Source organism: Geodermatophilus amargosae (genome assembly GCF_041028265.1).
GTDB lineage: Bacteria > Actinomycetota > Actinomycetes > Mycobacteriales > Geodermatophilaceae > Geodermatophilus > Geodermatophilus amargosae_A.
On record NZ_JABGCW010000007.1, the window covers coordinates 18,817 to 41,095 of the forward strand.

The 22,279-nt window shown below is 75.7% G+C and carries 17 protein-coding genes; 7 read left to right on the forward strand and 10 right to left on the reverse strand.

Going from position 1 to position 22,279, the window contains the following annotated elements:
• Position 1: 1 nt before the first annotated feature.
• The 3 genes from HLV61_RS10360 to HLV61_RS10370 all read right to left on the reverse strand — a co-directional run bounded on the left by HLV61_RS10360 (position 2) and on the right by HLV61_RS10370 (position 4,904).
• Positions 2–976 carry a zinc-binding dehydrogenase gene (locus HLV61_RS10360; RefSeq protein WP_369255003.1) on the reverse strand — a complete coding sequence of 325 codons (975 nt, stop codon included), beginning with the start codon at positions 974–976 and terminating at the stop codon, positions 2–4.
• A 70-nt stretch (positions 977–1,046) separates the two neighbouring features.
• Positions 1,047–3,176, reverse strand: a complete 2,130-nt coding sequence (locus tag HLV61_RS10365; RefSeq protein ID WP_369255005.1) for an MMPL family transporter — start codon at positions 3,174–3,176, stop codon at positions 1,047–1,049.
• 189 nt (positions 3,177–3,365) lie between these two features.
• Complete coding sequence (locus HLV61_RS10370; protein WP_369255007.1) at positions 3,366–4,904, reverse strand: MDR family MFS transporter; 1,539 nt, start codon at positions 4,902–4,904, stop codon at positions 3,366–3,368.
• 100 nt (positions 4,905–5,004) lie between these two features.
• On the opposite strand from HLV61_RS10370, the gene HLV61_RS10375 reads away from it, so the two are divergent.
• The 3 genes from HLV61_RS10375 (at position 5,005) to HLV61_RS10385 (ending at position 8,087) form a co-directional block, all read left to right on the forward strand.
• Positions 5,005–5,433 carry an ester cyclase gene (locus HLV61_RS10375; RefSeq protein WP_369255009.1) on the forward strand — a complete coding sequence of 143 codons (429 nt, stop codon included), beginning with the start codon at positions 5,005–5,007 and terminating at the stop codon, positions 5,431–5,433.
• Positions 5,434–5,494: 61 nt separating this feature from the next.
• On the forward strand, positions 5,495–7,048 hold the full coding sequence (locus HLV61_RS10380; RefSeq protein WP_369255012.1) for an acyl-CoA synthetase: 1,554 nt from the start codon (positions 5,495–5,497) through the stop codon (positions 7,046–7,048).
• A gap of 16 nt (positions 7,049–7,064) precedes the next feature.
• Positions 7,065–8,087, forward strand: a complete 1,023-nt coding sequence (locus tag HLV61_RS10385) for an LLM class F420-dependent oxidoreductase (RefSeq protein WP_369255014.1) — start codon at positions 7,065–7,067, stop codon at positions 8,085–8,087.
• Here HLV61_RS10385 and HLV61_RS10390 read toward each other — a convergent pair.
• Positions 8,084–8,632, reverse strand: a complete 549-nt coding sequence (locus tag HLV61_RS10390) for an Lrp/AsnC family transcriptional regulator (RefSeq protein ID WP_369255016.1) — start codon at positions 8,630–8,632, stop codon at positions 8,084–8,086. The two genes, HLV61_RS10385 and HLV61_RS10390, sit on opposite strands and share 4 nt — an antisense overlap.
• Positions 8,633–8,743: 111 nt before the next feature.
• Here HLV61_RS10390 and hppD point away from each other — a divergent pair, with 111 nt between their 5' ends.
• Together hppD and HLV61_RS10400 are read left to right on the forward strand one after the other, a co-directional pair.
• Entirely contained in the window at positions 8,744–9,949 is a 1,206-nt protein-coding gene (gene hppD, locus HLV61_RS10395; protein ID WP_369255018.1) for a 4-hydroxyphenylpyruvate dioxygenase, read from the forward strand.
• Positions 9,950–10,025: 76 nt separating this feature from the next.
• Positions 10,026–11,228, forward strand: a complete 1,203-nt coding sequence (locus tag HLV61_RS10400; RefSeq protein ID WP_369255020.1) for a homogentisate 1,2-dioxygenase — start codon at positions 10,026–10,028, stop codon at positions 11,226–11,228.
• On the opposite strand, the gene HLV61_RS10405 is transcribed toward HLV61_RS10400, so the two are convergent.
• From HLV61_RS10405 to HLV61_RS10420, 4 genes are all read right to left on the reverse strand, one after another.
• Entirely contained in the window at positions 11,217–12,218 is a 1,002-nt protein-coding gene (locus HLV61_RS10405; RefSeq protein ID WP_369255022.1) for an NAD-dependent epimerase/dehydratase family protein, read from the reverse strand. The two genes, HLV61_RS10400 and HLV61_RS10405, sit on opposite strands and share 12 nt — an antisense overlap.
• Positions 12,219–12,231: 13 nt before the next feature.
• Positions 12,232–14,805: an alpha/beta fold hydrolase gene (locus HLV61_RS10410; protein WP_369255024.1), complete on the reverse strand. Its 2,574-nt coding sequence runs from the start codon at positions 14,803–14,805 to the stop codon at positions 12,232–12,234.
• Entirely contained in the window at positions 14,802–15,827 is a 1,026-nt protein-coding gene (locus HLV61_RS10415) for a 3-oxoacyl-ACP synthase III (RefSeq protein ID WP_369255026.1), read from the reverse strand. Before HLV61_RS10415 ends, HLV61_RS10410 begins: the two co-directional genes overlap by 4 nt.
• Before the next feature lie 161 nt (positions 15,828–15,988).
• Positions 15,989–16,159, reverse strand: a complete 171-nt coding sequence (locus HLV61_RS10420; RefSeq protein ID WP_369255028.1) for a hypothetical protein — start codon at positions 16,157–16,159, stop codon at positions 15,989–15,991.
• 131 nt (positions 16,160–16,290) lie between these two features.
• Here HLV61_RS10420 and HLV61_RS10425 point away from each other — a divergent pair, with 131 nt between their 5' ends.
• Positions 16,291–17,478 carry a beta-propeller fold lactonase family protein gene (locus tag HLV61_RS10425; RefSeq protein ID WP_369255030.1) on the forward strand — a complete coding sequence of 396 codons (1,188 nt, stop codon included), beginning with the start codon at positions 16,291–16,293 and terminating at the stop codon, positions 17,476–17,478.
• Here the strand turns inward: HLV61_RS10425 and HLV61_RS10430 are convergent.
• Positions 17,475–18,419: a DUF5996 family protein gene (locus HLV61_RS10430; protein WP_369255032.1), complete on the reverse strand. Its 945-nt coding sequence runs from the start codon at positions 18,417–18,419 to the stop codon at positions 17,475–17,477. The genes HLV61_RS10425 and HLV61_RS10430 overlap by 4 nt on opposite strands.
• Positions 18,420–18,655: 236 nt before the next feature.
• On the opposite strand from HLV61_RS10430, the gene HLV61_RS10435 reads away from it, so the two are divergent.
• Positions 18,656–19,885 (forward strand): epoxide hydrolase family protein, encoded by a 1,230-nt coding sequence (locus HLV61_RS10435; protein WP_369255034.1) that lies wholly within the window; start codon positions 18,656–18,658, stop codon positions 19,883–19,885.
• Positions 19,886–19,963: 78 nt separating this feature from the next.
• Here the strand turns inward: HLV61_RS10435 and HLV61_RS10440 are convergent, their stop codons facing one another.
• A complete protein-coding gene (locus HLV61_RS10440; RefSeq protein ID WP_369255036.1) occupies positions 19,964–22,231 on the reverse strand; it encodes a lysylphosphatidylglycerol synthase domain-containing protein in 2,268 nt (755 codons plus the stop codon).
• Positions 22,232–22,279: the final 48 nt, after the last annotated feature.

Here is a 22,279-nt window from a genome sequence, read left to right on the forward strand (position 1 = left end):
GTCAGGTCATGTCGACGGCGATCTTGAGCTGGCCGGGCCGGGGGGAGATGGCGGCGCCGAAGGCGGCCTCCACGTCGGCGACGGGGTGGACGTGCGTGACGTAGCAGTCGCGCAGCTCCGGGTGCTCGGCCAGGAAGGCGCCGGCGTCGGTGAGCACCCGGCGCCGCTCCAGGGCGACACCCGAGCGCAGGGTCAGGTTCTTGCGCAGGAACGTCATCATGTCGAACGGGTAGATCGGGTCGTCGGGGACACCGAAGTAGAAGACCTGGCCGCCGTGGGCGACGGCGTCCAGCGCCGGCTGCAGCGTGGAGACCTGGTGGCCCACCGCCTCCACGACCACCGACGGGCGGTCGGCGTCGGCCAGCGCGCCCGCCCACCGCTCGGCGCGGGCGGTGACCGCCTCGTCGACGCCGAAGACGGACGCGACGTCGCTGCGGTCCACCGGGTCCACGCCGGTGACCCGGGTGGCGCCGCGGGCCTTGAGGACGGAGCTGAACAGCAGGCCGATCGGACCCTGGCCGATCACCGCGACCGGCTGCCCCGACACGTCGCCGAGCTGCTCGACGGCGTAGAGCACGCAGGCCAGGGGCTGCAGCATCACCGCGGTGGTGGGCGGCAGGGACGTGTCGTAGGGGGCCAGGCCCTCGCCGTCGGTGACCACGAGCTCGGCGAGGGCGTCGAACATCGACGCCCAGCCCACCACGAGGTCACCGGGGGAGTGCCCGGGGTGCTCGCTGGCGACGACCTCGCCGACCACCTCGTGCATCGGGAAGCCCGGCGCCCGGGTGGCTCCCCAGCCGTCCTCGGCGGCCGGGTGCGGCCACACACCCCCGCGGAAGTTGGGCAGGTCGCTGCCGCAGATGGCGCCGGCGCGCGGAGCCAGCAGCACGTGCCCCGGCGGCAGCGCGGCGGGGTCCGGTGCCGCGACCTCGACCTGCTCGAAGCGGAAGGGGCCGCTGAGCGTCTGTGCCCACATGGGTGCTCTCCGTCCTGCGTGCCGACGGAGCCGATCCGACCACACGCGGGAGAGCCCGGCGACCCGCCCGTCAGGTCCGGACGGAGGTCTCCGACTCGGCCGCGGCCGGCGCGGAGCCGCCCGGCGGCACCTCCGGCTCGTCGGGACGGCGGGCCAGCCGGCCCGGCCACCACATCCACCGGCCGGCGTCCAGGGTGAGGGCGGTGACCAGCACCGAGCGCACGACGATCGTGTCGAGCAGGACGCCGAGGGCCACGGCGATCCCGAGCTGGGTCAGGAACGTCAGCGGCAGGGTGCCGAGCACCGCGAACGTCGCCGCCAGCACCAGGCCCGCCGAGGTGATCACCCCGCCGGTGGCGGCCAGCCCGACCAGGGCGGCTCGCCGGGTGCCGTGGTCGACGGTCTCCTCCCGCACCCGGGTCATCAGGAAGATGTTGTAGTCGATGCCCAGCGCCACGAGGAACACGAACACGAACAGCGGGAACGAGCTGTCGGTCGCGTCGACGCCCAGCGTCCAGCCGAAGACCAGGGCGCTGAGGCCGAGGGCGGCGCCGTAGGACAGCACCACCGTGGCGATGAGCAGCAGCGGCGCCACCAGCGCCCGCAGCAGCACGCCCAGCACGACGAGGACGACCAGCATGATCAGCGGGATGACCACGCGGTTGTCCCGCTGCGCGGCGTTCTGGACGTCGAGGTTGAGCGCGGTGGTGCCGCCCACCAGCGCCTGCCCGTCGCCGACGTCGTCGAGCGCGGTGCGCAGCTCCTCGACGGTGGCGTAGGCGGCCGCGCTGTCGAACGGGTCGGCCAGCGAGGCCTCGAGCAGCGCGGCGTCCCCGACCACCCGCGGCTCCCCGACGCCGGCGATGCCGTCGTCCGCGGCCACGGCGGCGGCGACCTCGCCGGCCGAGTCGGCCGTCGTCACCACCGTGACGGCGTTGCCCGCGATCGCCGGGAAGTGCCGGGCGGCCGCGGCGTCGCCCTGGATCGACTCGGGGGACCCCCGGAAGCTCTCCGCCTGGGTCAGCCCGCTCGGGTCGAGGCGGAACACGGCGGTGCAGGCGAGCAGCAGCAGGACGCTGGTGACCACCCAGGTGGTCCGGGGGCGCGGCCTGATCGCCGCGCCCACCCGCGCCCACAGCCCGGTCGCGCTCGGCTCGGCGCTGCCGAAGCTCGGCCGCACCGGCCAGAAGACCCAGCGCCCGCAGATCACCAGCAGCGCCGGCAGCAGCGTCATGAGCACCACGAGGGTCACGGCGACGCCGATCGCGGCGACCGGGCCGAGCCCCGCGGTCGAGTTCATCTCGGCGGCGACCAGGCACAGCATCCCGAGGACCACCGTGCCGCCGCTGGCCAGCACCGCCGGGCCGGCCCGGTGCACGGCCTCGGTCATGGCCTCGTGCCGGTCGGTGTGCAGCCTCAGCTCCTCCCGGTAGCGGGCGACGAGCAGCAGCGCGTAGTCGGTGCCGGCGCCGACGACCAGGACGGTGAGGATGCTGGCGCTCTGGGCGTTGACCGTGAGGTCGGCGTGGCGGGCCAGCAGGTACACGACGGCCTGCGAGCAGAACAGCGCGATGACCGCCGAGAAGATCGGCAGGATCCACAGCACCGGGCTGCGGTAGGTCAGCAGCAGGATGAGGACGACCACGCCCAGGGCGGCGAACAGCAGCGTGCCGTCGATCCCCGCGAAGGCCTCCGACGAGTCCGCCGCGCTGCCGGCGGGGCCGGTGACGTAGGCGGTCAGCCCGTCCGGGCCGTCGGAGGCCTCGGCGCGGATGTCGTCGACGAGCGGGGCGATCGCCTCCCAGCCGTCCGGCCCCACGTTGAGCGGGACGACGAGCTGCAGCGCCTGCCCGTCCTCGGACGGGATCGGGCCCACCACGGGACCGTCGAGCGCCTCGAGCTGCCCGAAGGCCCGGAGGTCCTCCTCGACCGCCGCGCCGTCCTCGGCGGTCAGCCCGTCGGCCCGCTCGTAGACGACGACCGCGGGGATGAGGTCGGGGTCGGAGCCGAGCTCGACCTGCCGCTCCAGGGCCCGGGTCGACTCGGCCGCGGACGGCAGCCACGCCGCGACGTCGTTCTCCTGCTCGTCGGTCAGCCCGCCGGCGAGGGGGGCCGAGACGCCGGCCAGGACCAGCCAGAGGACGAGGACCACCCACTTCAGGCGTGGATGGCTGACGCGGGAGGCGAACGACCTGGCCATGGGGAGGCCCTCTCCGGGAGCGCCGGGCCCCGCACCCCGGTCGGCGACAGTGCGGCCCGGACGCTAGCGAGGTGCGCGGCGGGGCGTCATCCGCCTTTCCGCGCCGGGACCACCCGGCCGGGCGTGCGCGTCGCTCCTGTCACCGGGCGTGCGCCCGCCGTGACCGGAACCGGGACCTCCGACCCGGGCCTACGGAGCCGCCGCGGCCGCGTCCGGGGTCGGGTCGTCGTCGAAGCGCAGCGGCCGGGTGCGCCGGGGCATGGCGGCCACCGCCACGGCGATGACGACGGCGGTGACGGCGGTGGCCAGGAAGACCCCGTGCGAGGCGGCGTGCAGGCTCTCGCGCGCGTACTCGGCGACCGCGCCGCCCTGCGACAGCGCGGTGGTGGTGGCGTCGACGTCGGTGGGGAGCTCGCCCTCCAGGCCCGGCGGCGGCGAGGCGAAGCGGGCGGCCAGCGTGGTGTTGGCGATGGCGCCGAACACCGCCGCGCCGACGGCCGAGCCGATCGAGCGGGAGAACATGTTGGTGCCGGTGACGACGCCGCGCCGGTCCCAGCCGACGACCGACTGCACCGCGACGATGAGCGGCGAGCTCGACAGCCCCAGTCCCAGCCCGGTGACGAACATGGTGGCGCCCACCTGCCAGAGGTGGGCGTCGGGTCCGAGCAGCGCCGTCGCCGCCGTGCCGGCCACCGCGAGGACGACGCCGATGAGCGCGGTGTCGCGGAACCCGATGCGCAGGTACACCCGGCCGGCCAGGCTCGCCGCGATCGGCCATCCCAGGGTCAGCGCCGCCAGGGCGAAGCCGGCCTCCAGCGCGCTGGCGCCCAGCACGCCCTGCGCCCAGGTGGGCAGGTAGGAGCTCAGCCCGATGAGCAGGGCGCCGAGGCCCAGCGCGGCGATGTTGCCGGTGACGAGGATGCGGCGGCGGAACACCCACGTCGGCAGCACCGGCTCGGCGGCCCGGCGTTCCACGAACCCGAACGCCACGAGCAGCACCACCCCGGCCCCCAGGACGGCGAACGAGGGGCCCGAGGCCCACGCCCAGGCGTTGCCGCCCTCCAGCAACCCGAGGATGAGCAGCGCGCAGCCGGCCGACAGCAGCACGGCGCCCGCGACGTCGAGGCGGTGCGGCCGGCGCTCCACCCGCTCGGTGAACCGGCGGTACAGCACCACCAGCGCCACCGCGCCGAGGGGCAGGTTCACCAGGAAGATCCAGCGCCAGGACAGGTAGTCGCTGAAGACGCCGCCCAGCGTCGGGCCGAGCACCGACGACGCCGCCCACACCGAGGCCAGGTAGCCCTGGACCCGCGCCCGCTCCTCGACGGTGTAGATGTCGCCGATCACGGTCATGCCGATCGGCTGCACGGCGCCGGCGCCGATGCCCTGCAGCGCGCGGCCCACGATCAGTGCCGGCATCGACCACGCCAGGCCGCAGAACAGCGACGCCGCGACGAACACCGCGATGCCGAACAGCAGCACCGGCTTGCGCCCGTAGACGTCGGAGAGCTTCCCGTAGACCGGGACGGTCACCGCCTGCGTGAGCAGGTAGACGCTGAACAGCCACGGGAACTGGCTGAAACCGCCCAGGTCGTCGACGACCGCCGGGACGGCCGTGGCGATGATCGTGCTGTCGAGCGCGATGAGTGCGGTGCTGAGCATCACCGCGCCGAGCACGGGCCCGCGCTCGGAGCGCAGCCCGACCGACGCGCGGGGAGGGGAGGTCACGACGGACGACGAACGCGCGCTCCCCGGAGCCGCATTCCCGGGGCCCGGGCGTGTCCTCCGGCCCTGGCACGGCCCGGCAGCCGGGCCCCACCATGGCGCGATGGCCTTCGACGTCGACCGGCTGCTGCGGCTGTGGACCGAGCCGCTGCCCGGGGGAACGGCCGCGGAGGCGGCGTTCCGCGCCGTCTACACCGACCCGGTCACGGTCAACGGGGCGGCGCTCACGGCCGCCGACCTCGTCGAGCGCGCCCGGGCGCTGCAGCGGACCTTCGAGGAGGTGGAGCGGCAGGTCGTCTCCGTCGTCGAGGACGGCGCCCGGGTCGCGGTGGCGTTCCGCATGGGCGGCCGGCACGTCGGCCCGCTGAGCACCGCGGCAGGGCTGCTGCCGCCCACGGGCCGGCACGTCGAGCTGCGCGTCGTCGACGTCCTGACGGTCACCGACGGGCGGATCAGCGACGTGTGGATGGTCGCCGACGAGCTGGGCGCCCTGGCCGTACTCGGCGCCGTCGCGCTGGTGCCGCACCCCTGACGTCCTGCTCCGACGCCATAGTGTGACCCGGGGCACGGCAGGTGCCCCGGAGGAGGTGGCCGTGTACCCCGGGACCCACGCGCGGACGACGCCGGAGAAGGCGGCGGTCGTGGTCGCCGAGACGGGCGACGTGCTCACCTACGCCGCGCTCGACGAGCGGTCGACCCGCCTCGCCCGGGTGCTGCGGGAGGCCGGCCTGCGCGCCGGGGACCACGTCGCCGTCGTCTCGGACAACCGGCCCGAGGTGTTCGAGGTCTACTGGGCGGCGCTGCGCTCGGGGCTCTACGTCACCGCCGTCAACGCGCACCTGAGCGCGGACGAGGCCGCCTACGTCGTCCAGGACTGCGGCGCCCGCGTGCTCGCCGCCTCCGCGGCGGTGGCCGACCTCGCCGTCGCCGTGGCCGGGCGCGTCCCCGGCCTGGAGCTGCGGCTGGGGTTCGGCGGCGACGTCCCCGGGTTCGACGCCTACGCCGACGCACTGGCCGCGACGTCGGCCGAGCCGCTGGGCGACCAGCCGTGCGGCGCGGACATGCTCTACAGCTCGGGCACCACCGGCCGGCCCAAGGGCGTGCAGCCCGCGCTGCCGCAGCGGCAGGTCGACGAGCCCGGCGACACGATCGCCGCCGTGTTCGGGCCGCTGTACGGCTTCGGGCCGGACACCGTCTACTACTCGCCGGCGCCGGTGTACCACGCGGCGCCGCTGCGTTTCGGCGGCATGGTGCACCGCTTCGGCGGCACGCTGGTGCTGGCGCAGCGCTTCGACGCCGAGGCCGCGCTGGCGCACCTCGAGCGGTACCGGGTCACGCACGCCCAGTTCGTGCCGACGATGTTCGTCCGCATGCTCAAGCTGCCGCCCGAGGTGCGCGCCGCCGCCGACGTCTCCTCGCTGCGGGTGGCGGTGCACGCCGCGGCGCCGTGCCCGGTCGAGGTCAAGCGGCAGATGATGGCCTGGTGGGGGCCGGTGCTCCACGAGTACTACTCCTCGACCGAGGCCAACGGCGTCACGCTCATCGGGCCCGAGGAGTGGCTGCGGCGGCCCGGGTCGGTCGGGCGGGCCGGCCTCGGCGTGATCCACGTCTGCGACGACGACGGGGAGGAGCTGCCTCCCGGCGAGGTCGGCACCGTCTGGTTCGAGCGCGACGAGATGCCCTTCGCCTACCACGGCGACCCGGACCGGACCGCCGAGGCGCAGCACCCGCGGCATCCGACCTGGTCCACGGTGGGCGACGTCGGCCGCGTCGACGACGAGGGCTACCTGTTCCTCACCGACCGCAAGGCGTTCATGGTCATCTCCGGGGGGACGAACGTCTACCCGCAGGAGGTGGAGGACGTCCTGACCCTGCACCCGGCGGTCCACGACGTCGCCGTCATCGGCGTGCCCGACCCGGACATGGGCGAGGTGGTGAAGGCGGTGGTGCAGCTGCCCGAGGGCGTCGAGGGCGGTCCGACGCTCGAGCGGGAGCTCATCGCGTTCGTGCGCTCCCGCATCGCCCACTACAAGGCGCCGCGCAGCGTGGACTTCGTCGACGAGCTGCCGCGCACGCCCACCGGCAAGCTGCAGAAGCACAGGCTGCGGGCGCGGTACGCGACCACGACCGGTCCAGCGACCGGCTGAGAGGACGAGGAACGCGATGCGACTGGGACTGTCCCTCGGCTACTGGGGCGCCGGGCCCGACCCGCTGGCCGCCGAGCGGGTGGCCGCGGCCGAGGACCTCGGCTTCGACTCGATCTGGACCGCCGAGGCCTACGGCTCCGACGCGCTGACGCCGCTGGCCTGGCTCGGCGCCCGCACCACGCGGGTCCGGCTGGGCACCTCGGTCGTGCAGCTGTCCGCGCGCACCCCGACGGCGACGGCGATGGCCGCGCTCACCCTCGACCACCTCTCCGGCGGGCGCATGGTGCTCGGCATCGGCGCCTCGGGGCCGCAGGTCGTCGAGGGCTGGTACGGCCAGCCCTATCCGCGGCCGCTGGCCCGCACGCGGGAGTACGTGCAGGTGCTGCGGCAGGTGTTCGCCCGGGAGAAGGTCGAGTTCGCCGGCGAGCACTACACGTTCCCCCACCCGGGCGGGACGGGCCTGGGCAAGCCGCTGCGCCCGACGGTGCACCCGCTGCGGACCGACCTGCCGGTGCTGCTCGCCGCCGAGGGGCCGAAGAACGTGGCGCTGGCCGCCGAGGTCGCCGACGGCTGGCAGCCGCTGTTCTACGCACCCCGGCAGGACGCGCACTACCGCGCGGCGCTGGCCGAGGGCTTCGCCCGGCCCGGCGCGCGGCGCACCGCCGAGGACTTCGAGGTCGTCGGCATGGTGCAGGTGGTGGTCGACGACGACGTCGAGGCCGCCGCCGACCGGCTGCGCCCGATGCTCGCGCTCTACATCGGCGGCATGGGCGCGAAGGGCGTCAACTTCCACCACGACGTCTTCGTGCGGATGGGCTACGCCGACGAGTGCGCCCGGATCCAGGAGGCCTACCTCGCCGGGCGCAAGGACGAGGCGGCCGCCGCCGTCCCGCTGCGGCTGGTCGAGGAGGTCGCGCTCGTCGGGCCGCGCGCCAAGGTCGCCGAGGAGGCGCAGGTCTGGCGGGACTCGCTGCTGACCACGATGGTCGTCGGCGGCGACCCGGCGACGCTGCGGGCGATCGCCGAGGTCCTCGGCTAGGCCTGCTCCCGGCCCATCCCGCTGCGGCCTGCGCCGGCGGCGGCCTCCGACCGCAGCAGCGGCAGGGTCCGCCACGGGACGAGCCGCGACAGCGCGACGACGCTGGTCGAGCGCACCACCGCCGGCGACCGGTTGAGGTCGACGAGCACCTGCTGCAGCGCCTCGTGCGAGCCGGCCGCCACCCGGCAGAGGACGTCGCCGCTGCCGGTGGTCGCGTGGGCCTCGAGGACCCCGGGGATGGCCTCGAGGTCGGCGCGGACGGCGTCGATCGCGCCCTGGGCGATCTCCAGGGTGACGAACGCCTGCACGCCGAACCCGGCCGCGGTGACGTCGACGTCGGGTCCGTAGCCGGTGACGACGCCGGACCGCTCGAGGCGGGCGATCCGGGCGGTCACGGTCGCGCGGGCGACGCCGAGCAGGCGGGACAGCTCCAGCGCGCCGGCCCGCGGGTGCTCGCGCAGCGCCGTCAGCACCGCGAGGTCGAGCGCGTCGAGGTCGGCCACGTCGTCGTCCTCCCAGCTGTACCGGTTGACCAGCCGGATCACCGTTCCGCTGTGCGGACGGTGCAGTCCGGCCAGTCCGGGAACCGATGGTTGCACAGGCGGGGGCACCGGGAGTGGGCTGGAGCCCCCTCCGGAGGAGACAGGAGCGTCGCCGTGTCGATCGAGCAGACCCTGACCGACGAGGAGCGCCTCGCCCAGCTCGACCTCGACCAGCTGCGCCAGCTGGTCGGCCTGGTGGAGTACGACGGGTCCGCCGACCCGTTCCCCGTCTCGGGCTGGGACGCCCTGGTGTGGGTCGTCGGCAACGCCGTGCAGGCGTCGCACTTCTTCCAGTCGGCGTTCGGCATGGAGCTGGTCGCCTACTCCGGCCCCGAGACCGGCAACCGCGACTCCCACGCCTACGTGCTGCGCTCGGGTGCCGCGCGGTTCGTCGTCACCGGCGCCTACGACCCGGCCAGCCGGCTGGCCGACCACCACCGGGCGCACGGCGACGGCATCGCCGACATCGCGCTCACCGTGCCCGACGTCGACCGCTGCATCGCCCACGCCCGCGCGCAGGGCGCCACGGTGGTCACCGAGCCGCACGACGTCTCCGACGCGCACGGCACCGTGCGGCTGGCCACCATCGCCGCCTACGGCGACACCGTGCACACGCTGGTCGACCGGTCGGCCTACACCGGCCCGTACCTGCCCGGCTACGTCGCCCGGAGCTCCACGCTGCAGCCCCGGCCCGGCGCGCCGCGGCGGCTGTTCCAGGCGGTCGACCACGTCGTCGGCAACGTCGAGCTCGGGGCCATGGACACCTGGGTCGACTTCTACAACCGGGTCATGGGCTTCACCAACATGGCGGAGTTCATCGGCGACGACATCGCCACCGACTACTCGGCGCTGATGAGCAAGGTCGTGGCCAACGGCAACCACCGGGTGAAGTTCCCGCTCAACGAGCCGGCGGTGGGCAGGAAGAAGTCGCAGATCGACGAGTACCTGGAGTTCTACGGCGGGCCCGGCGCCCAGCACGTGGCACTGGCGACCAACGACATCGTGGGGACGGTGGACGCCATGCGCGCCGAGGGCGTGGAGTTCCTCGCCACCCCGGACTCCTACTACTCCGATCCGCAGCTGCGGGCGCGGATCGGGGAGGTGCGGGTGCCGATCGAGGAGCTGCAGGCGCGCGGGATCCTGGTCGACCGCGACGAGGACGGCTACCTGCTGCAGATCTTCACCAAGCCCACCGGCGACCGGCCGACGGTGTTCTTCGAGCTCATCGAGCGGCACGGCTCCCTCGGGTTCGGCAAGGGCAACTTCAAGGCGCTGTTCGAGGCCATCGAGCGCGAGCAGGAGCGCCGCGGCAACTTCTAGGAGGACCCCGCTGCCCCCCCACCGCTCGCACGCTCGCGGCGGGACCCTGCAGCGGGGCTGACCAGGGAGGACGAGCATGGCGTTCTACCGGCGGGTGGGGAGCGTCCCGCCCAAGCGGCACACGCAGCACCGCCGTCCCGACGGCGGGCTGTACGCCGAGGAGCTCATGGGGGAGGAGGGCTTCAGCTCCGACTCCGCCCTGCTGTACCACTCCGGCATCCCCTCGGCGCTGGTCGACGCCCGGCCGTGGGAGCTGCCCGACCAGACGCTGACGCCGAACGCGCCGCTGCTGCCGCGGCACCTCAAGCTGCACGACCTGTTCGCCGGGGAGGAGCACGAGGCCACCGACCCGGTCACCGGGCGGCGGCTGGTGCTCGGCAACACCGACGTGCGGATCTCCTACGCGGTGAGCAGCCTGACCAGCCCGTACTACCGCAACGCCACCGGCGACGAGTGCGTGTTCGTGGAGCGCGGCGCCGCCACCGTGGAGACGGTCTTCGGAGCGCTGGAGGTCGGGCAGGGCGACTACGTCGTCGTCCCACGGGCGACGACGCACCGCTGGGTGCCCACCGGCTCCGAGCCGCTGCGCACCTACGCGATCGAGGCCAACAGCCACATCGCGCCGCCGAGGCGGTACCTGTCGCGCTACGGGCAGTTCCTGGAGCACGCGCCGTACTGTGAGCGGGACCTGCGCGCGCCGGCCGAGCCGCTGCTCGCCGAGGGCACCGACGTCGAGGTGTACGTGAAGCACCGCGGCCCCGGCGGCCCGGCCGGCACGGTGCACGTCGTGCCCGAGCACCCCTTCGACGTCGTCGGCTGGGACGGCTGCCTGTACCCGTACGCGTTCGCCGTGTCCGACTTCGAGCCGATCACCGGCCGGGTGCACCAGCCGCCGCCGGTGCACCAGGTGTTCGAGGGCGCCGGCTTCGTGATCTGCAACTTCGTGCCCCGGAAGGTCGACTACCACCCGCTGGCCGTCCCGGTGCCCTACTACCACTCCAACGTCGACAGCGACGAGGTCATGTTCTACGTCGACGGTGACTACGAGGCGCGCCGGGGCTCGGGCATCGGCAAGGGGTCGGTCTCCCTGCACCCCGGCGGGCACAGCCACGGCCCGCAGCCCGGCGCCGTCGAGCGCTCCCTCGGCGCGGAGTCCTTCGACGAGCTCGCCGTCATGGTCGACACCTTCCGCCCGCTCGACCTCGGCGAGGCCGGCACCGCCTCCGACGACGGGCGCTACGCGTGGAGCTGGTCCGGGCGCGGACCGTCAGGCGGCTGAGCCGGCGGCTGAGCCGGCGGCTGAGTCGGTGGCGTAGGAGGTGGCGAGGCGGGCGAACCCCTCCTCGAGCGGCACGTGCGGCGCCCAGCCGAGGGCCTCGCGGGTGCGCCGCTGGTCGAACCAGTGCGCGGTCGCCAGCTGCTCGGCGAGGAAGCGGGTGATCGGCGGCACCTCCCGGCGGCCGGTCACCGCCCAGACGCCCTCGACCGCGGCGCCGGCCGTCCAGGCCGCGCGGAAGGGCACCCGGCGGCGCGGAGCGGGGACCCCGGCGGCCCGGCAGAGCCGCGCGACGACCTCCGCGACCGGGCGCGGCTCGCCGTTGGAGACGACCAGCGCCTCGCCGTGCACCGGTCCGCAGGCGTCCACGGCGGCGACCAGGGCCGCGGCGGCGTTGTCGACGTAGGTGGTGTCGATGAGCGCCGCGCCCGAGCCGATCACCGGCAGCCGCCCGGTCCGCGCCCGCTGCACGATGCGCGCCACGAGCTGGGTGTCGCCCGGTCCCCACACCAGGTGCGGCCGGACCGCCAGCACGGCCAGCGCGGGACCGTCCGCGGACAGCGCCTCCCGCTCGGCGATCGCCTTGGACCGCGAGTAGCGGCCCCGCGCGCCGCGGGGGTCGGCGGGGCCGGCGCCGACCCCGGTCAGCGCCGTCCCGGCGTGCGCCACCGAGGGCGAGGAGACGTACACCAGCCGCCCGACGCCCGCGGTCCGGCACCCCTCGACGACGGCCCGGGTGCCCTCGACGTTCGCGGTGCGGTACTCCGCCCACGGGCCGGTCACGTCGACCTTCGCGGCCAGGTGCAGGACGGCGTCCTGGCCGCGGACGGCGCGGTCCACGGCGGCGGGGTCGGCGACGTCGCCCAGCACCTCCCGGCACGGCAGCCCGGCGGGACGGCGCTGCAGCACCGTGACGTCGTCGCCGCGGTCGAGCAGCGCGGTCGCCGTGGCCCGGCCGAGCATCCCGCTCGCGCCGGTGACCAGCACCCTCATGCGACCGGGACCCTCACGACCGGCGGGGGGCCCGGGCGCCGGCCAGTGCCCGCGACGCGCGCCGGGCGACCTCGCCGCGGTCGACCTTCGACTGGTGCCGGATGTCCACCGGCAGCGCCGGGACGGTCAGCACCGCGGCGACGTCGGCGCCCGCGACCGAGCGGACGGCGTCGGCGAGCTCCGGGCCGGCCAGCCGTGGCCGCGGCCGGCCGCGGCGCCGGCTCTCCGACGGCACGACGACGACCGCGACGACCTGCGTCCCGGCCGGTCCGACGCCGACGGCCGCCGCGGCCGACACGCCCTCGAGGCGCTCGACCCGCTGCTCGATCCCGACGGGGGTCACCGGGCCCGCGGCCGTGGTGACCACGTGCTGCAGGCGGCCCTCGATCCACAGCCGGCCCTCGGCGTCGAGGTGCCCGACGTCGCCGGTGCGGTGCCACCCGGCATCCCGGGACGTCGCGCGCTCCAGCGCCCACAGCGCGTCGTAGCGGTCCTTGACGTGCGCGGCCCGCACGCAGACCTCGCCGGTGGTGCCGGGGGAGTCGGTGAGCGGCCCGTCCGCGCGCCCGTCCGGGGACAGCGGGCTGACCCGCACGGAGACGCCCGGCAGCGGCGCCCCGACGCAGACGCCCTCGCCGTCGCCGGCGGCCTCGATGCCGGCGAGGGAGACGTCGGCGACGGGGAGCACCTCGGTCATGCCGTAGGGCGTGTGCGCGTCGGCGGCCGGGACCACCTCGCGCAGCGAGCGCAGCAGAGAGGCCGGGACGGGCGCCCCGGCCGACATGAGCAGCCGGACCCGCCCCAGTGCCTGCCGCTGTGCGTCCGAGAGGTCCTCCGCGGTGGCCGCCACCCGCCGCAGCGCGGCGGGGGAGGCGAACACGACGGTCGCCTCGACGGCGGCCGCGGCGTCGGCCAGGGCCGCCGCGGTCAGCGACCCGGGTGCGGTGACGTCGACGTCGGGGACCGCCGACCCGATGCCGAGGGCGGGCCCGAGGATGGCGAACGGCGCGAACGCCGCCACCAGCCGGTCGCCGGCGGTGAGGCCGTAGGCCGAGCGGACCAGGGCGGTCTGGGCGGCGGCCTGGCGGTGCGTGTAGACGACGCCCTTGGCCGGCCCGGTGGCGCCGGAGGTGAACAGCACGGCGCAGTCGTCGTCGGCCGGGACCTCCGCGGGGACCGGAGCCGAGCGGCCGAGGGCCTCGAGGTCGCCGAGGGTGTGCGCGGCGCCGCGGGCGCGCGGGCCGGCGGCGATGCGGATGCCGCGCAGGCCCATCAGGCGTGCGGCGGCCAGCCCCCTGCCGCTGCCGATCACGGCGTCGACCGCGGCGCTGCGCAGAGCCCGGCGCATGCCGGCGAACCCGAGGCCCTTGTCGGCCACGACGACGACCCCGCCGGCGCGCCACACGGCGTACACCGCCGCGGTCAGGTCGGCCGACGGCTCCACGAGCAGCGCCACGCGGGACCCGGGACGGACCCCGGCCGCGGCGAGCCCGGCGGCGAGGTGCCGCACCCGCGCGGCGAGGGCCGCCCAGGTCACGGTCGTGCCGCCCACCTCGACGACGGCGGCCGTGTCGTCGCCGGCCCTCTCCTCCAGGGCCGACCACAGGCGGCGCGCGGCGCCGTCCGCGGGGCCGGCCGGCCGGCCGGGGACCGCGGAGCCGGCGTCGAGGTCGGTGACCCACTGGGCCACCGCCTGGGCGTACTGCGGGGCGTCCTCGGGCAGCAGGTGGGAGGCGCCCTCGTAGCGGTGCAGCCGGGCCTGCGGCAGGCGGCCGCGCAGGTCGGTGAGGTACCGCTCGCCGAAGACGGGGTCGCGCGGGCCCCACAGCAGCAGCGCGGGGACGTCGAGGTCGCGGATGCCCTCGGCGATCGCCTCCTGCGCGGCGCGGGAGGGGTGCCCGGGCGAGAACGGGATGTCGGCGACGAAGTCGCCCACCGACCGGCGGCGGGCGCGCGAGCGGTAGGGGGCGGCGAAGGCGCGGCGGACCTCGGCGGGCAGGGCCGGGCGGGACAGCGCCGTCGTCGCGCGGACGAACACCGGCGTGCCGACGGTGACGGCCGCGCGGACGCCGGGGGCGTCGGCGGCGCGGATGAGCACCGGGCCCCAGTCGCCCTCGGGCATGGCGACGGCGGTGTTGCACAGGACGACCCCGCGCAGGTCGGCGCGGTGCTCCAGCGCCCACCCGAGGGAGATGACGCCGCCCCAGTCGTGCCCGACGGTCACCACCGGGCCGGTGATCCCGAGGGCCGCGGTCAGGTCGCCGAGGTCGGCGACGCGCTGCCGCAGCGGGCGGGGCGCGGCCAGCCGGTCGGACCACCCCATGCCGAGCTGGTCGGGGGCGACCACGCGCCAGCCGGGCGGGGCGGCGGCGAGCAGCCGGCGCCACAGGTAGGACCACGTGGGGTTGCCGTGGACGCACAGCAGCGTGCCGACCGGGTCGGTCACGCCGTTGTCGAGCACGTGCCAGGTGTGCTTGGTCCCCGCGGCGTCGGCGACGACGAGCGTGCGGGACCAGGCGGGGTCCAGGCCGGGCAGTGCCGGCGGGGAGCCCGCTGCGCGGTCGGCGGTCGTGGGGTCCGCCGTCACCAGGCGAGCTCGAGGCAGGAGACGTTGAGGCCCGAGCCGATGCCCATGAGGAGCACGCGGTCGCCGCCGGAGAGGGAGTCCTGCTGGCCGGCCAGCGTGTAGGGGACCGACGCCGGGCCGAGGTTGCCGCGCACCGGGAACGTCGTCGGCACCAGGGCGGGGTCGATGGAGAACCGGTCGCACATCGCCTGGGTGTGGACCTTGGAGACCTGGTGGACGATGTAGCGGTCCATCCCGCGGGCCCAGTCCACCTCGGCCGCGGCGTCGGCCCACATGTCCTCGGACAGCGCCAGGCCGGCGTCGAGGAGCCCCTTGAGGTCGGTCCGCATGAGGTCGTTGTCGCCGACGCACAGCTCGTGGTGCTCGGTCCCCGCCCGGCTCACGGACGCGACGAGGCGGTGGCCCTCGGGGTGCCGGTCGGCCCGGCCGAGGACCATCGCGACCGCGCCGGAGCCCAGCGTCAGGGTGGCGAACTGCGCGATGACGTCCTTGGACGTGGTGCCCGGCGCGTTGAGCCGCTCGAGGGTGCGCTCCTGCACCGGCTGCGAGTCCTCGCCGTTGACCACCAGCGCGTACTCGACCATGCCGGAGTCGATCATGGCGGCGGCGAGCTCCATGCCGTTGACGAAGCCGAGGCAGGCGTTGGTCACGTCGAAGTTCTGGCAGGAGCGCGGCAGGCCGAGCGCGTGGTGGACCGCCACCGCGGTCGAGGGCTCGAGGTACTTGCGGCTCACCGAGGTGTTGACCATGAGGCCGATCGCGGCGGGGTCGACGCCGCTCTCGCTGATCGCCTTGGCGCCGGCCTCGGCCGCGCCCTCGACGAAGGTGACGCCCTCGCCCCACCAGCGGCGCTCGCGGATGCCGGCCAGGCGCTCGAGCAGGCCGGGCCGCAGCCCCACGCGCCGGTAGGTGTCGGCCAGCGCGACGTCGAGCGCGTCGGAGGTGACGACCCGGCTCGCGTCGGCGGTCTGCAGTGCCAGGACGGCGGTGTTGCCGAACCTGTGTGTGGCGTTACCGCCCATGTGCTGGGTCCTGTCCTCGGGGCGGCGTCCTGCTGCGCCGCCGTCATCAGGGAGGCACTACCCGACCGGCTTTCACGCCATTCCGCCGGTCGGCGCCCTCCGTCCGGCGCGGTGGGTGAGTTCCCGCACGTCAGGGGGCCGGGGTGCTGCCGGGAGGTCTCTCAGGCCGGCTCGGGCACGCCGCCCGGGTCGCCGCCGGGGTCGTCCGGAGTGGCCTCGATCGGCGGCGGCGGGAGCGGCTCCGGTGCATCGGGGAGCAGCTCGGCCGGGTCGTCCGGCACCGGCTCGGTGGGGTCGATCTGCGGATCGGGTTCCGGCAGGGGTGCGACCATCCCCCGAGTCAACCAGCGCGCGGCCCGGCGCGGGAAGCCCACCCCTTCGCCGGACAGCGCCGGGACCCCTTGTCGCGGGACGCCGACCCCTCGACCATGCACTCCCGGACCGTCGACGAGGACGGGATGCCATGGACCTGCACCCCACGCCCGCACACGGCCGGCACCGCCGCAGGCGGACCCGCCGGCTGACGATCGCGATCGGCCTCGGACTCGTGCTCGTGGCCGGGGCCGTCGTCGGCGGCCTCCTGTGGCTCGGGAGGTCCCCGACCCCCGACGGCGGGGCGGCCGCGGTGGACGCCGCCGCGTCGACCGGCCCGGACGAGGCCGCGCACGCCGGCCACGCGGAGGCCGAGTCCTCGGCGCCGGCCCCGTCGTCCGGCCCGGCGGCGCCGGTGGCGAGTGGCGCGACCCCGGGCCTCGGGGCGGCGGTCCCCGTCGGCTCGGCGCCGCACCACGCGGCGATCGCGCCCGACGGCCGCTCCGCGTACGTCGCCGACTCCGCCCTCGGTGCCCTGCTCCGGGTCGACCCCGCCTCGGGCGCGGTCACCGCCACGATCCCGATCCCGGAGGCGCCGCCCCAGATGGTGACGCTCGCCCCGGACGGGGGGCGCGCCTACGTCTCGGCCTACGACGAGGAGTTCGGGACGAACTACGTCGTCGTCGTGGACACCGCCATCGACCGGGCGATCAGCGCCGTGCCGGTGGGCAGGGGGCCGTACGCGATGTCGACCGGTCCCGACGGGCGGCTGCTCTACGTGCCGTACTACGACGAGGACCACCTCGACGTCCTCGACACGTCCTCGTGGGCCCTGGTGCACCGGATCGACGTCGCCCCGTCGCCGCACTGGATCGCCTTCACGGCCGACCGGCGGTTCGCGTACGTCACGAACCACTTCTCCGACGTGGTGACCGTCCTGGAGCTCGCGGGGCACCGGGTCGTGACCACCATCCCCGTCGGCGACGGCCCGCACAGCATCGAGACCTCGCCCGACGGGACGCGCATGGCGGTCGTCAACTACATCGGCGACGACGTCACGCTCATCGACCCGGCGACGAACACCGTGGTCGGCACCGTCCCGGACGTGGGCGCCGGACCGCAGGACGTCACCTGGGCACCCGACGGCCGGCACCTCTACACCGCGAACGTCGACGACGGCACCGTGGCGGTGGTGGACGTGCAGACGGGCACCGTCACCGCACGCATCGCCACGGGGGACAGCCCGACGAGCGTCTCGGTGACCCCGGACGGGCGGGGCCTCCTGGTGACCAACTTCGGCGACGGCACCGTGCGGCTGCTCGACGCCGTCGCCGGTTAGACCGGGGAGCCCGCCGGCCCCGGCCAGTGCGCCGTGGCCACCGCGGCCTCGTGGGCCGAGGTGAGGAAGCGGAGCAGGTACCCGTCCGGGTCCGCCGCGGCCCGGACGTCGGCGTAGGGGAGGACGAACTCGCCGAGGGCGTCGTCGAACGTGGCCGCAGCGGGCTCGACGGCGGACTGCCGGTACTCGACGGGCTCGGGGTAGGCGTAGGCGTAGAAGACGCCCTCGGAGGCCCCACCGGGCCAGTACCCGCAGCTGGACACCTCCTCGCTGTACGCCTCGGTCATCACCCAGTCCGGGCAGTTGGGCACGCCACCGGGGTGCGGAGCGGCGGCGCGGCCGGAGAAGCGGGTGGTCGCGAGGTCGAAGGCGCCCCAGAAGAAGTGCACCGGGCTGGCCTTGCCGCGGAACCGGGACCGGAACTCGCTGAGCACCCGGTGGCTGCTCACCAGGGAGGTCCAGAACCGGTGGACGGCGTCGGCGTCGTAGCTGTCGTGCGTGTCGTCCTCGTCGAACGGGATCGCCTCGGCCACCTCGACCGGTGTCCTGCTGATGGGCACGTCCACCCCGAGGTCGCGGAGGGAGGACCGGAACTCGGCGTGGAAGTCGGCCACGCTGCGCGGCTCGAGCGCCATCCGCCGGGTGGCGCCGTCCGTGGTCTGCACGAGCAGGTGGTGGTCGGTGAGGTCGAGGACCACCTCCAGACCCAGCCCGCTCGGATGGGGCATGAGCGAGGTGGTGAGCCCCCGTGCGGTCACGTAGAGCGGCACCTGCCACCAGTGGTTGACCGGTGGCGCGAGGGCCAGCCGGACCTTGCCGACGACCTGTGTCCAGAGGTGCAGCGTGTCCCGCGTCTCCTGCCACCCGGCGACCGGCAGCGCGGGCCAGCCGTCGGGCCGCGGTCCGACGGCGGGGGAGGATGCGGGTCCAGGGGCGTCCACGTCCGCAGGTTCCCAGCCGCGACCGGGTCCCGCACCCGTCGACCGACCCGCTGCCGGGGACGGCCGCCGGGTGGGACACCCGGCGGCAGGACGAGTCGTTCGACCGTGGTGCCGCCGAGGACGCCGCCACCAGGGTGGGACCCGTCCCGGAGCGCCGTCCGCGCCGGGCCCGTGGGCACCGCTCACCCGTCCCGCGCCGACCGCCCTCCCCGGAACCCGACAGAGGGCAGGACACCATGACCGCAGTCCAGCAGCAGACCGGCAGTGCCATCCGCCCGTTCCGCGTGGACGTCCCGGAGGAGGCGCTCACCGACCTGCGCCGCCGCCTGGCCGCGACGCGCTGGCCGACCCGGGAGCTGGTGGGCGACCGCTCGCAGGGCGTGCAGCTGGCGGCGATGCAGGCCCTCGTCCGCTACTGGGCGACCGAGCACGACTGGCGCCGGTGCGAGGCGCGGCTCAACGCGCTGCCGCAGTTCAGGACGGAGATCGACGGGGTCGACGTCCACTTCGTCCACGTGCGCTCCCCGCACGCGGACGCGCTGCCGATGATCATGACCCACGGCTGGCCGGGCTCGGTGGTCGAGATGCTCGACTCCGTCGGCCCGCTGACCGACCCCACCGCGCACGGCGGGCGCGCCGAGGACGCCTTCGACCTCGTGCTGCCGTCCCTGCCCGGCTACGGCTTCTCCGGCGAGCCGACCGAGCCCGGCTGGGACCGCGCCCGCGTCGCGCGGGCGTGGGCGGAGCTGATGCGCCGTCTCGGCTACGACCGGTACGTCGCCCAGGGCGGTGACGTGGGCGCCGGTGTCACCGACGTGATGGGCCGGCAGGCACCCGAGGGGCTCGTCGGCATCCACACCAACCTGCTCGTGACCGCGCTGGGTGGCCTGCAGTTCCCGACGGACACCGAGGAGGAACGCGCCGCGGCCGCCGCGATCGCCACCTTCCGGGCCAGCGGCTTCTCCTACTTCCTGCAGATGGCCACCCGGCCGCAGACGATCGGCTACGCCCAGCTCGACTCGCCCGTCGCCCTGGCCGCCTGGCTGCTCGACCACGACACCGACAGCTACGAGAAGATCGCCCGCGCCTTCGTCGACGACCGGCCCTCGGGCAACCTCACCCGGGACCACGTCCTCGACAACGTCTCGCTCTACTGGCTCACCGGCACCGGGGCCTCGGCCGCCCGGTCGTACTGGGACAACTACGGGGTCGCCGCGTCCGCGGCCGCGGAGGCCGAGGCTCCGCCGGAGGTCGCGGTCCCGGTCGGGTTCACCACGTTCCCCGGCGAGATCTGGCGGACCCCGCGCAGCTGGGCCGAGCTGTCCTATCCGACCCTCGCGTACTTCAACCAGGTCGACCGGGGCGGCCACTTCGCCGCCTGGGAGGAGCCCGAGCTGTTCGCCACCGAGATCCGGGCGGCGTTCGCCCCGCTGCGCGGGCCGAGGATCCCGCAGCCGCGCAGCTGATCGTCCGTGCGGCGGCTCCGGGGACGCCGCCGGGCGTCCCCGGAGCCCGAGACGGGGCCCCGCCACGCCGGGCGGCGCCTACACGTAGTCCGACCTGCGGAGCCAGGTGAGGGCGACCCAGCCCGGCAGGGCCGGCAGCCAGAAGGTCGCGATCCGGAAGAGGAAGACACCCGGGACGGCGACCGTGTGGTCCATCCCGGCGCCGACCAGACCCGCGATGAGGGCGGCCTCGAGGGCGCCCAGCCCGCCGGGCGTCGGCGCGACCGCGGCGACGGTGGCGCCGACGAGGTAGACGGCGCCGACGACGGCGGGGCCCAGGTCGCCGCCGAAGGCACGCGTGGAGAGGTACAGGCAGAGGAGGTAGCCGAGGGTGGTGGCCGCCGAGCCGCCCAGCAGCAGCGCGAGCTTGCCGGGACTGCGCAGGGCGGCGGTGACGCCGTGGACCGACCGGCGCAGCGGCGGCAGCAGCCGCCGGACGGCGAGCCGCCGGAGGGCCGGGACGGCGGACGCGGCGACGGCGACGGCGAGCACCGCCAGGGCACCCCACAGCACGGCGGGCGACTCGACCGGCCCGAGGACCCCGGTCAGGGCCCGGCCGGCCACGATCCCGAACCCGACCAGCAGGAGCACGTGGACGACGGTCCCCGCCGCGTAGCTGAGAGCGACGCCGGACGTGGCCACCGCGAGGTCGACGCCGCTGCGTTGCAGGTACCGGACGTCCAGCGCCAGCCCGCCGAGCGCCGAGGGTGCCAGCTTCCCGGCGAACGCGGAGGCGAGCTGGACGACCAGGGTGGGCACCGGCCGCAGATGTGCGGGCACCGCTCCCGCGAGGCTGACCGCGGCTCCCACGTAGGTCAGCGCGGACGCCGCCAGGACCAGCGGCGCCCAGGCCCAGTCGGCGTCCCGCACGCGCGCGGCCATGCCGGCCACGTCCCCGAGCTGGGGGACGAGGACGTAGGTGACGAGGACCAGCATCGCCACGACGAGGAGCGTCCGGGGCCGGACGCGGTCCAGGTCCGCCAGCCGCGGCTCCGGGACACCGCACCGCGCGGAGACGGCGGTGCGGATCCGCGGGAGCAGGTCGCCGGAGTGCTTCGCGGCCGCCCGCGTGGCGCCGCTCAGGCTCTTCGGCTGCAGCCGGGGGAGCGAGGCGGCCACGGCCTCCGGCCCGAGCCGGGCGACCGCGCTGTCGACGGCGGGGTCGACACCGACCGCCAGCGCCAGGGCGACGAGGAGCTGGGCGACGTCGGCGTCGAGCAGCTCCGGTGCGGCGGCGACCTCGCTGAACCCCCAGTCGATGAGCCAGGGGGTGCCCGACCGGTCGAGGAGGAGGTTGGCCCGGCGCAGGTCCCGGTGCGCGACCCGGTGGCGGCGCAGGACGGCCACCTGGTCCCAGATCCCGTGCAGCACCGGCGGGGACAGCGCCGTGACCGGCAGCCGGTCGAGGGTGCTGCCGTCGACCAGGTCGTAGGACAGCAGCAGGGCGTCGCGGCCGACGGGGGCGATGCTCCGCAGCCGGGGCGTGCGCGCACCGGCGTCCCGGACCAGGAGCGACACCAGCGCCTCGTGCTCGACCGTGCGGCGCAGCGAGGAGAACGGGCGCTCGTCGCCCACGTTCCTCAGCCGGAGGAACCGGTAGAGCCGGAAGAGCAGGTCCGCCGCGCGGTTCTCGGCGCCCATGACCTTGGCGAACACCCGTTCCCCGTCCCGCAGGACGGCGGTCCAGGGGACCGAGCCGCGGGCGTCGACCGCGGCAGGCTCCACGTCGACCGGCTCGAGACCGCTGCCGGCCAGGGCGGCGGCCACGGCACCGCGGGTCGGCCGGGTGACGGGACGGCCGAACAGCAGCAGCGTCCCGGAGCCGACCGCGGCGCCGAGCACGAGCACGACGGCCAGCGTGGCCGGGAACGCCAGGGGCGCGAGCAGGTGGAGCAGCGTCGTCCCCGCGATCACCAGGACGCCGGCCCGCCGCCACCGACGGGACACGAAGGGCGCCAGGACCGCGAACGACGCCGCGGCGACGGCCAGGCCGTCGACGCCGAGGGCGGTGTCCCCGTCGAGGACCCAGCCGACCCCGCGCGCCAGCGCCGCGGCGGCGAGGCCGGCGACGAGCAGGTACCCGAACAGGCGCGGGCGGCGGGTCAGAGCAGCGGTGGTCCACGCCGCGACGACCGCCGCCGCCGCCAGCAGCGTGGCGGCCCCGATCAGCACCCGCTCGATGGTGGGTGCGGCCGAGGACATCCGCCGGACCAGGTCGTCGTCGAGCGCCGCGGTCTCCCCGCGTGCCCAGCGCGCCACCAGCAGCAGGAGGAGGGCGGCGACGGTGAGCACCCCGGCGCGCAGCACGTCGCTGGGGGACCGCTCGTAGCCCGTGACCTCCTCCCGCGAGTGGTC

What these genes read in the sequence shown, in the direction of transcription:
- HLV61_RS10360 (WP_369255003.1), bottom strand. Translation starts at nt 976, where the DNA reads ATGTGGGCACAGACGCTCAGCGGCCCCTTCCGCTTCGAGCAGGTCGAG.
- HLV61_RS10365 (WP_369255005.1), bottom strand. Translation starts at nt 3,176, where the DNA reads ATGGCCAGGTCGTTCGCCTCCCGCGTCAGCCATCCACGCCTGAAGTGG.
- HLV61_RS10375 (WP_369255009.1), top strand. Translation starts at nt 5,005, where the DNA reads ATGGCCTTCGACGTCGACCGGCTGCTGCGGCTGTGGACCGAGCCGCTG.
- HLV61_RS10385 (WP_369255014.1), top strand. Translation starts at nt 7,065, where the DNA reads ATGCGACTGGGACTGTCCCTCGGCTACTGGGGCGCCGGGCCCGACCCG.
- HLV61_RS10400 (WP_369255020.1), top strand. Translation starts at nt 10,026, where the DNA reads ATGGCGTTCTACCGGCGGGTGGGGAGCGTCCCGCCCAAGCGGCACACG.
- HLV61_RS10405 (WP_369255022.1), bottom strand. Translation starts at nt 12,218, where the DNA reads ATGAGGGTGCTGGTCACCGGCGCGAGCGGGATGCTCGGCCGGGCCACG.
- HLV61_RS10415 (WP_369255026.1), bottom strand. Translation starts at nt 15,827, where the DNA reads ATGGGCGGTAACGCCACACACAGGTTCGGCAACACCGCCGTCCTGGCA.
- HLV61_RS10420 (WP_369255028.1), bottom strand. Translation starts at nt 16,159, where the DNA reads ATGGTCGCACCCCTGCCGGAACCCGATCCGCAGATCGACCCCACCGAG.
- HLV61_RS10425 (WP_369255030.1), top strand. Translation starts at nt 16,291, where the DNA reads ATGGACCTGCACCCCACGCCCGCACACGGCCGGCACCGCCGCAGGCGG.
- HLV61_RS10435 (WP_369255034.1), top strand. Translation starts at nt 18,656, where the DNA reads ATGACCGCAGTCCAGCAGCAGACCGGCAGTGCCATCCGCCCGTTCCGC.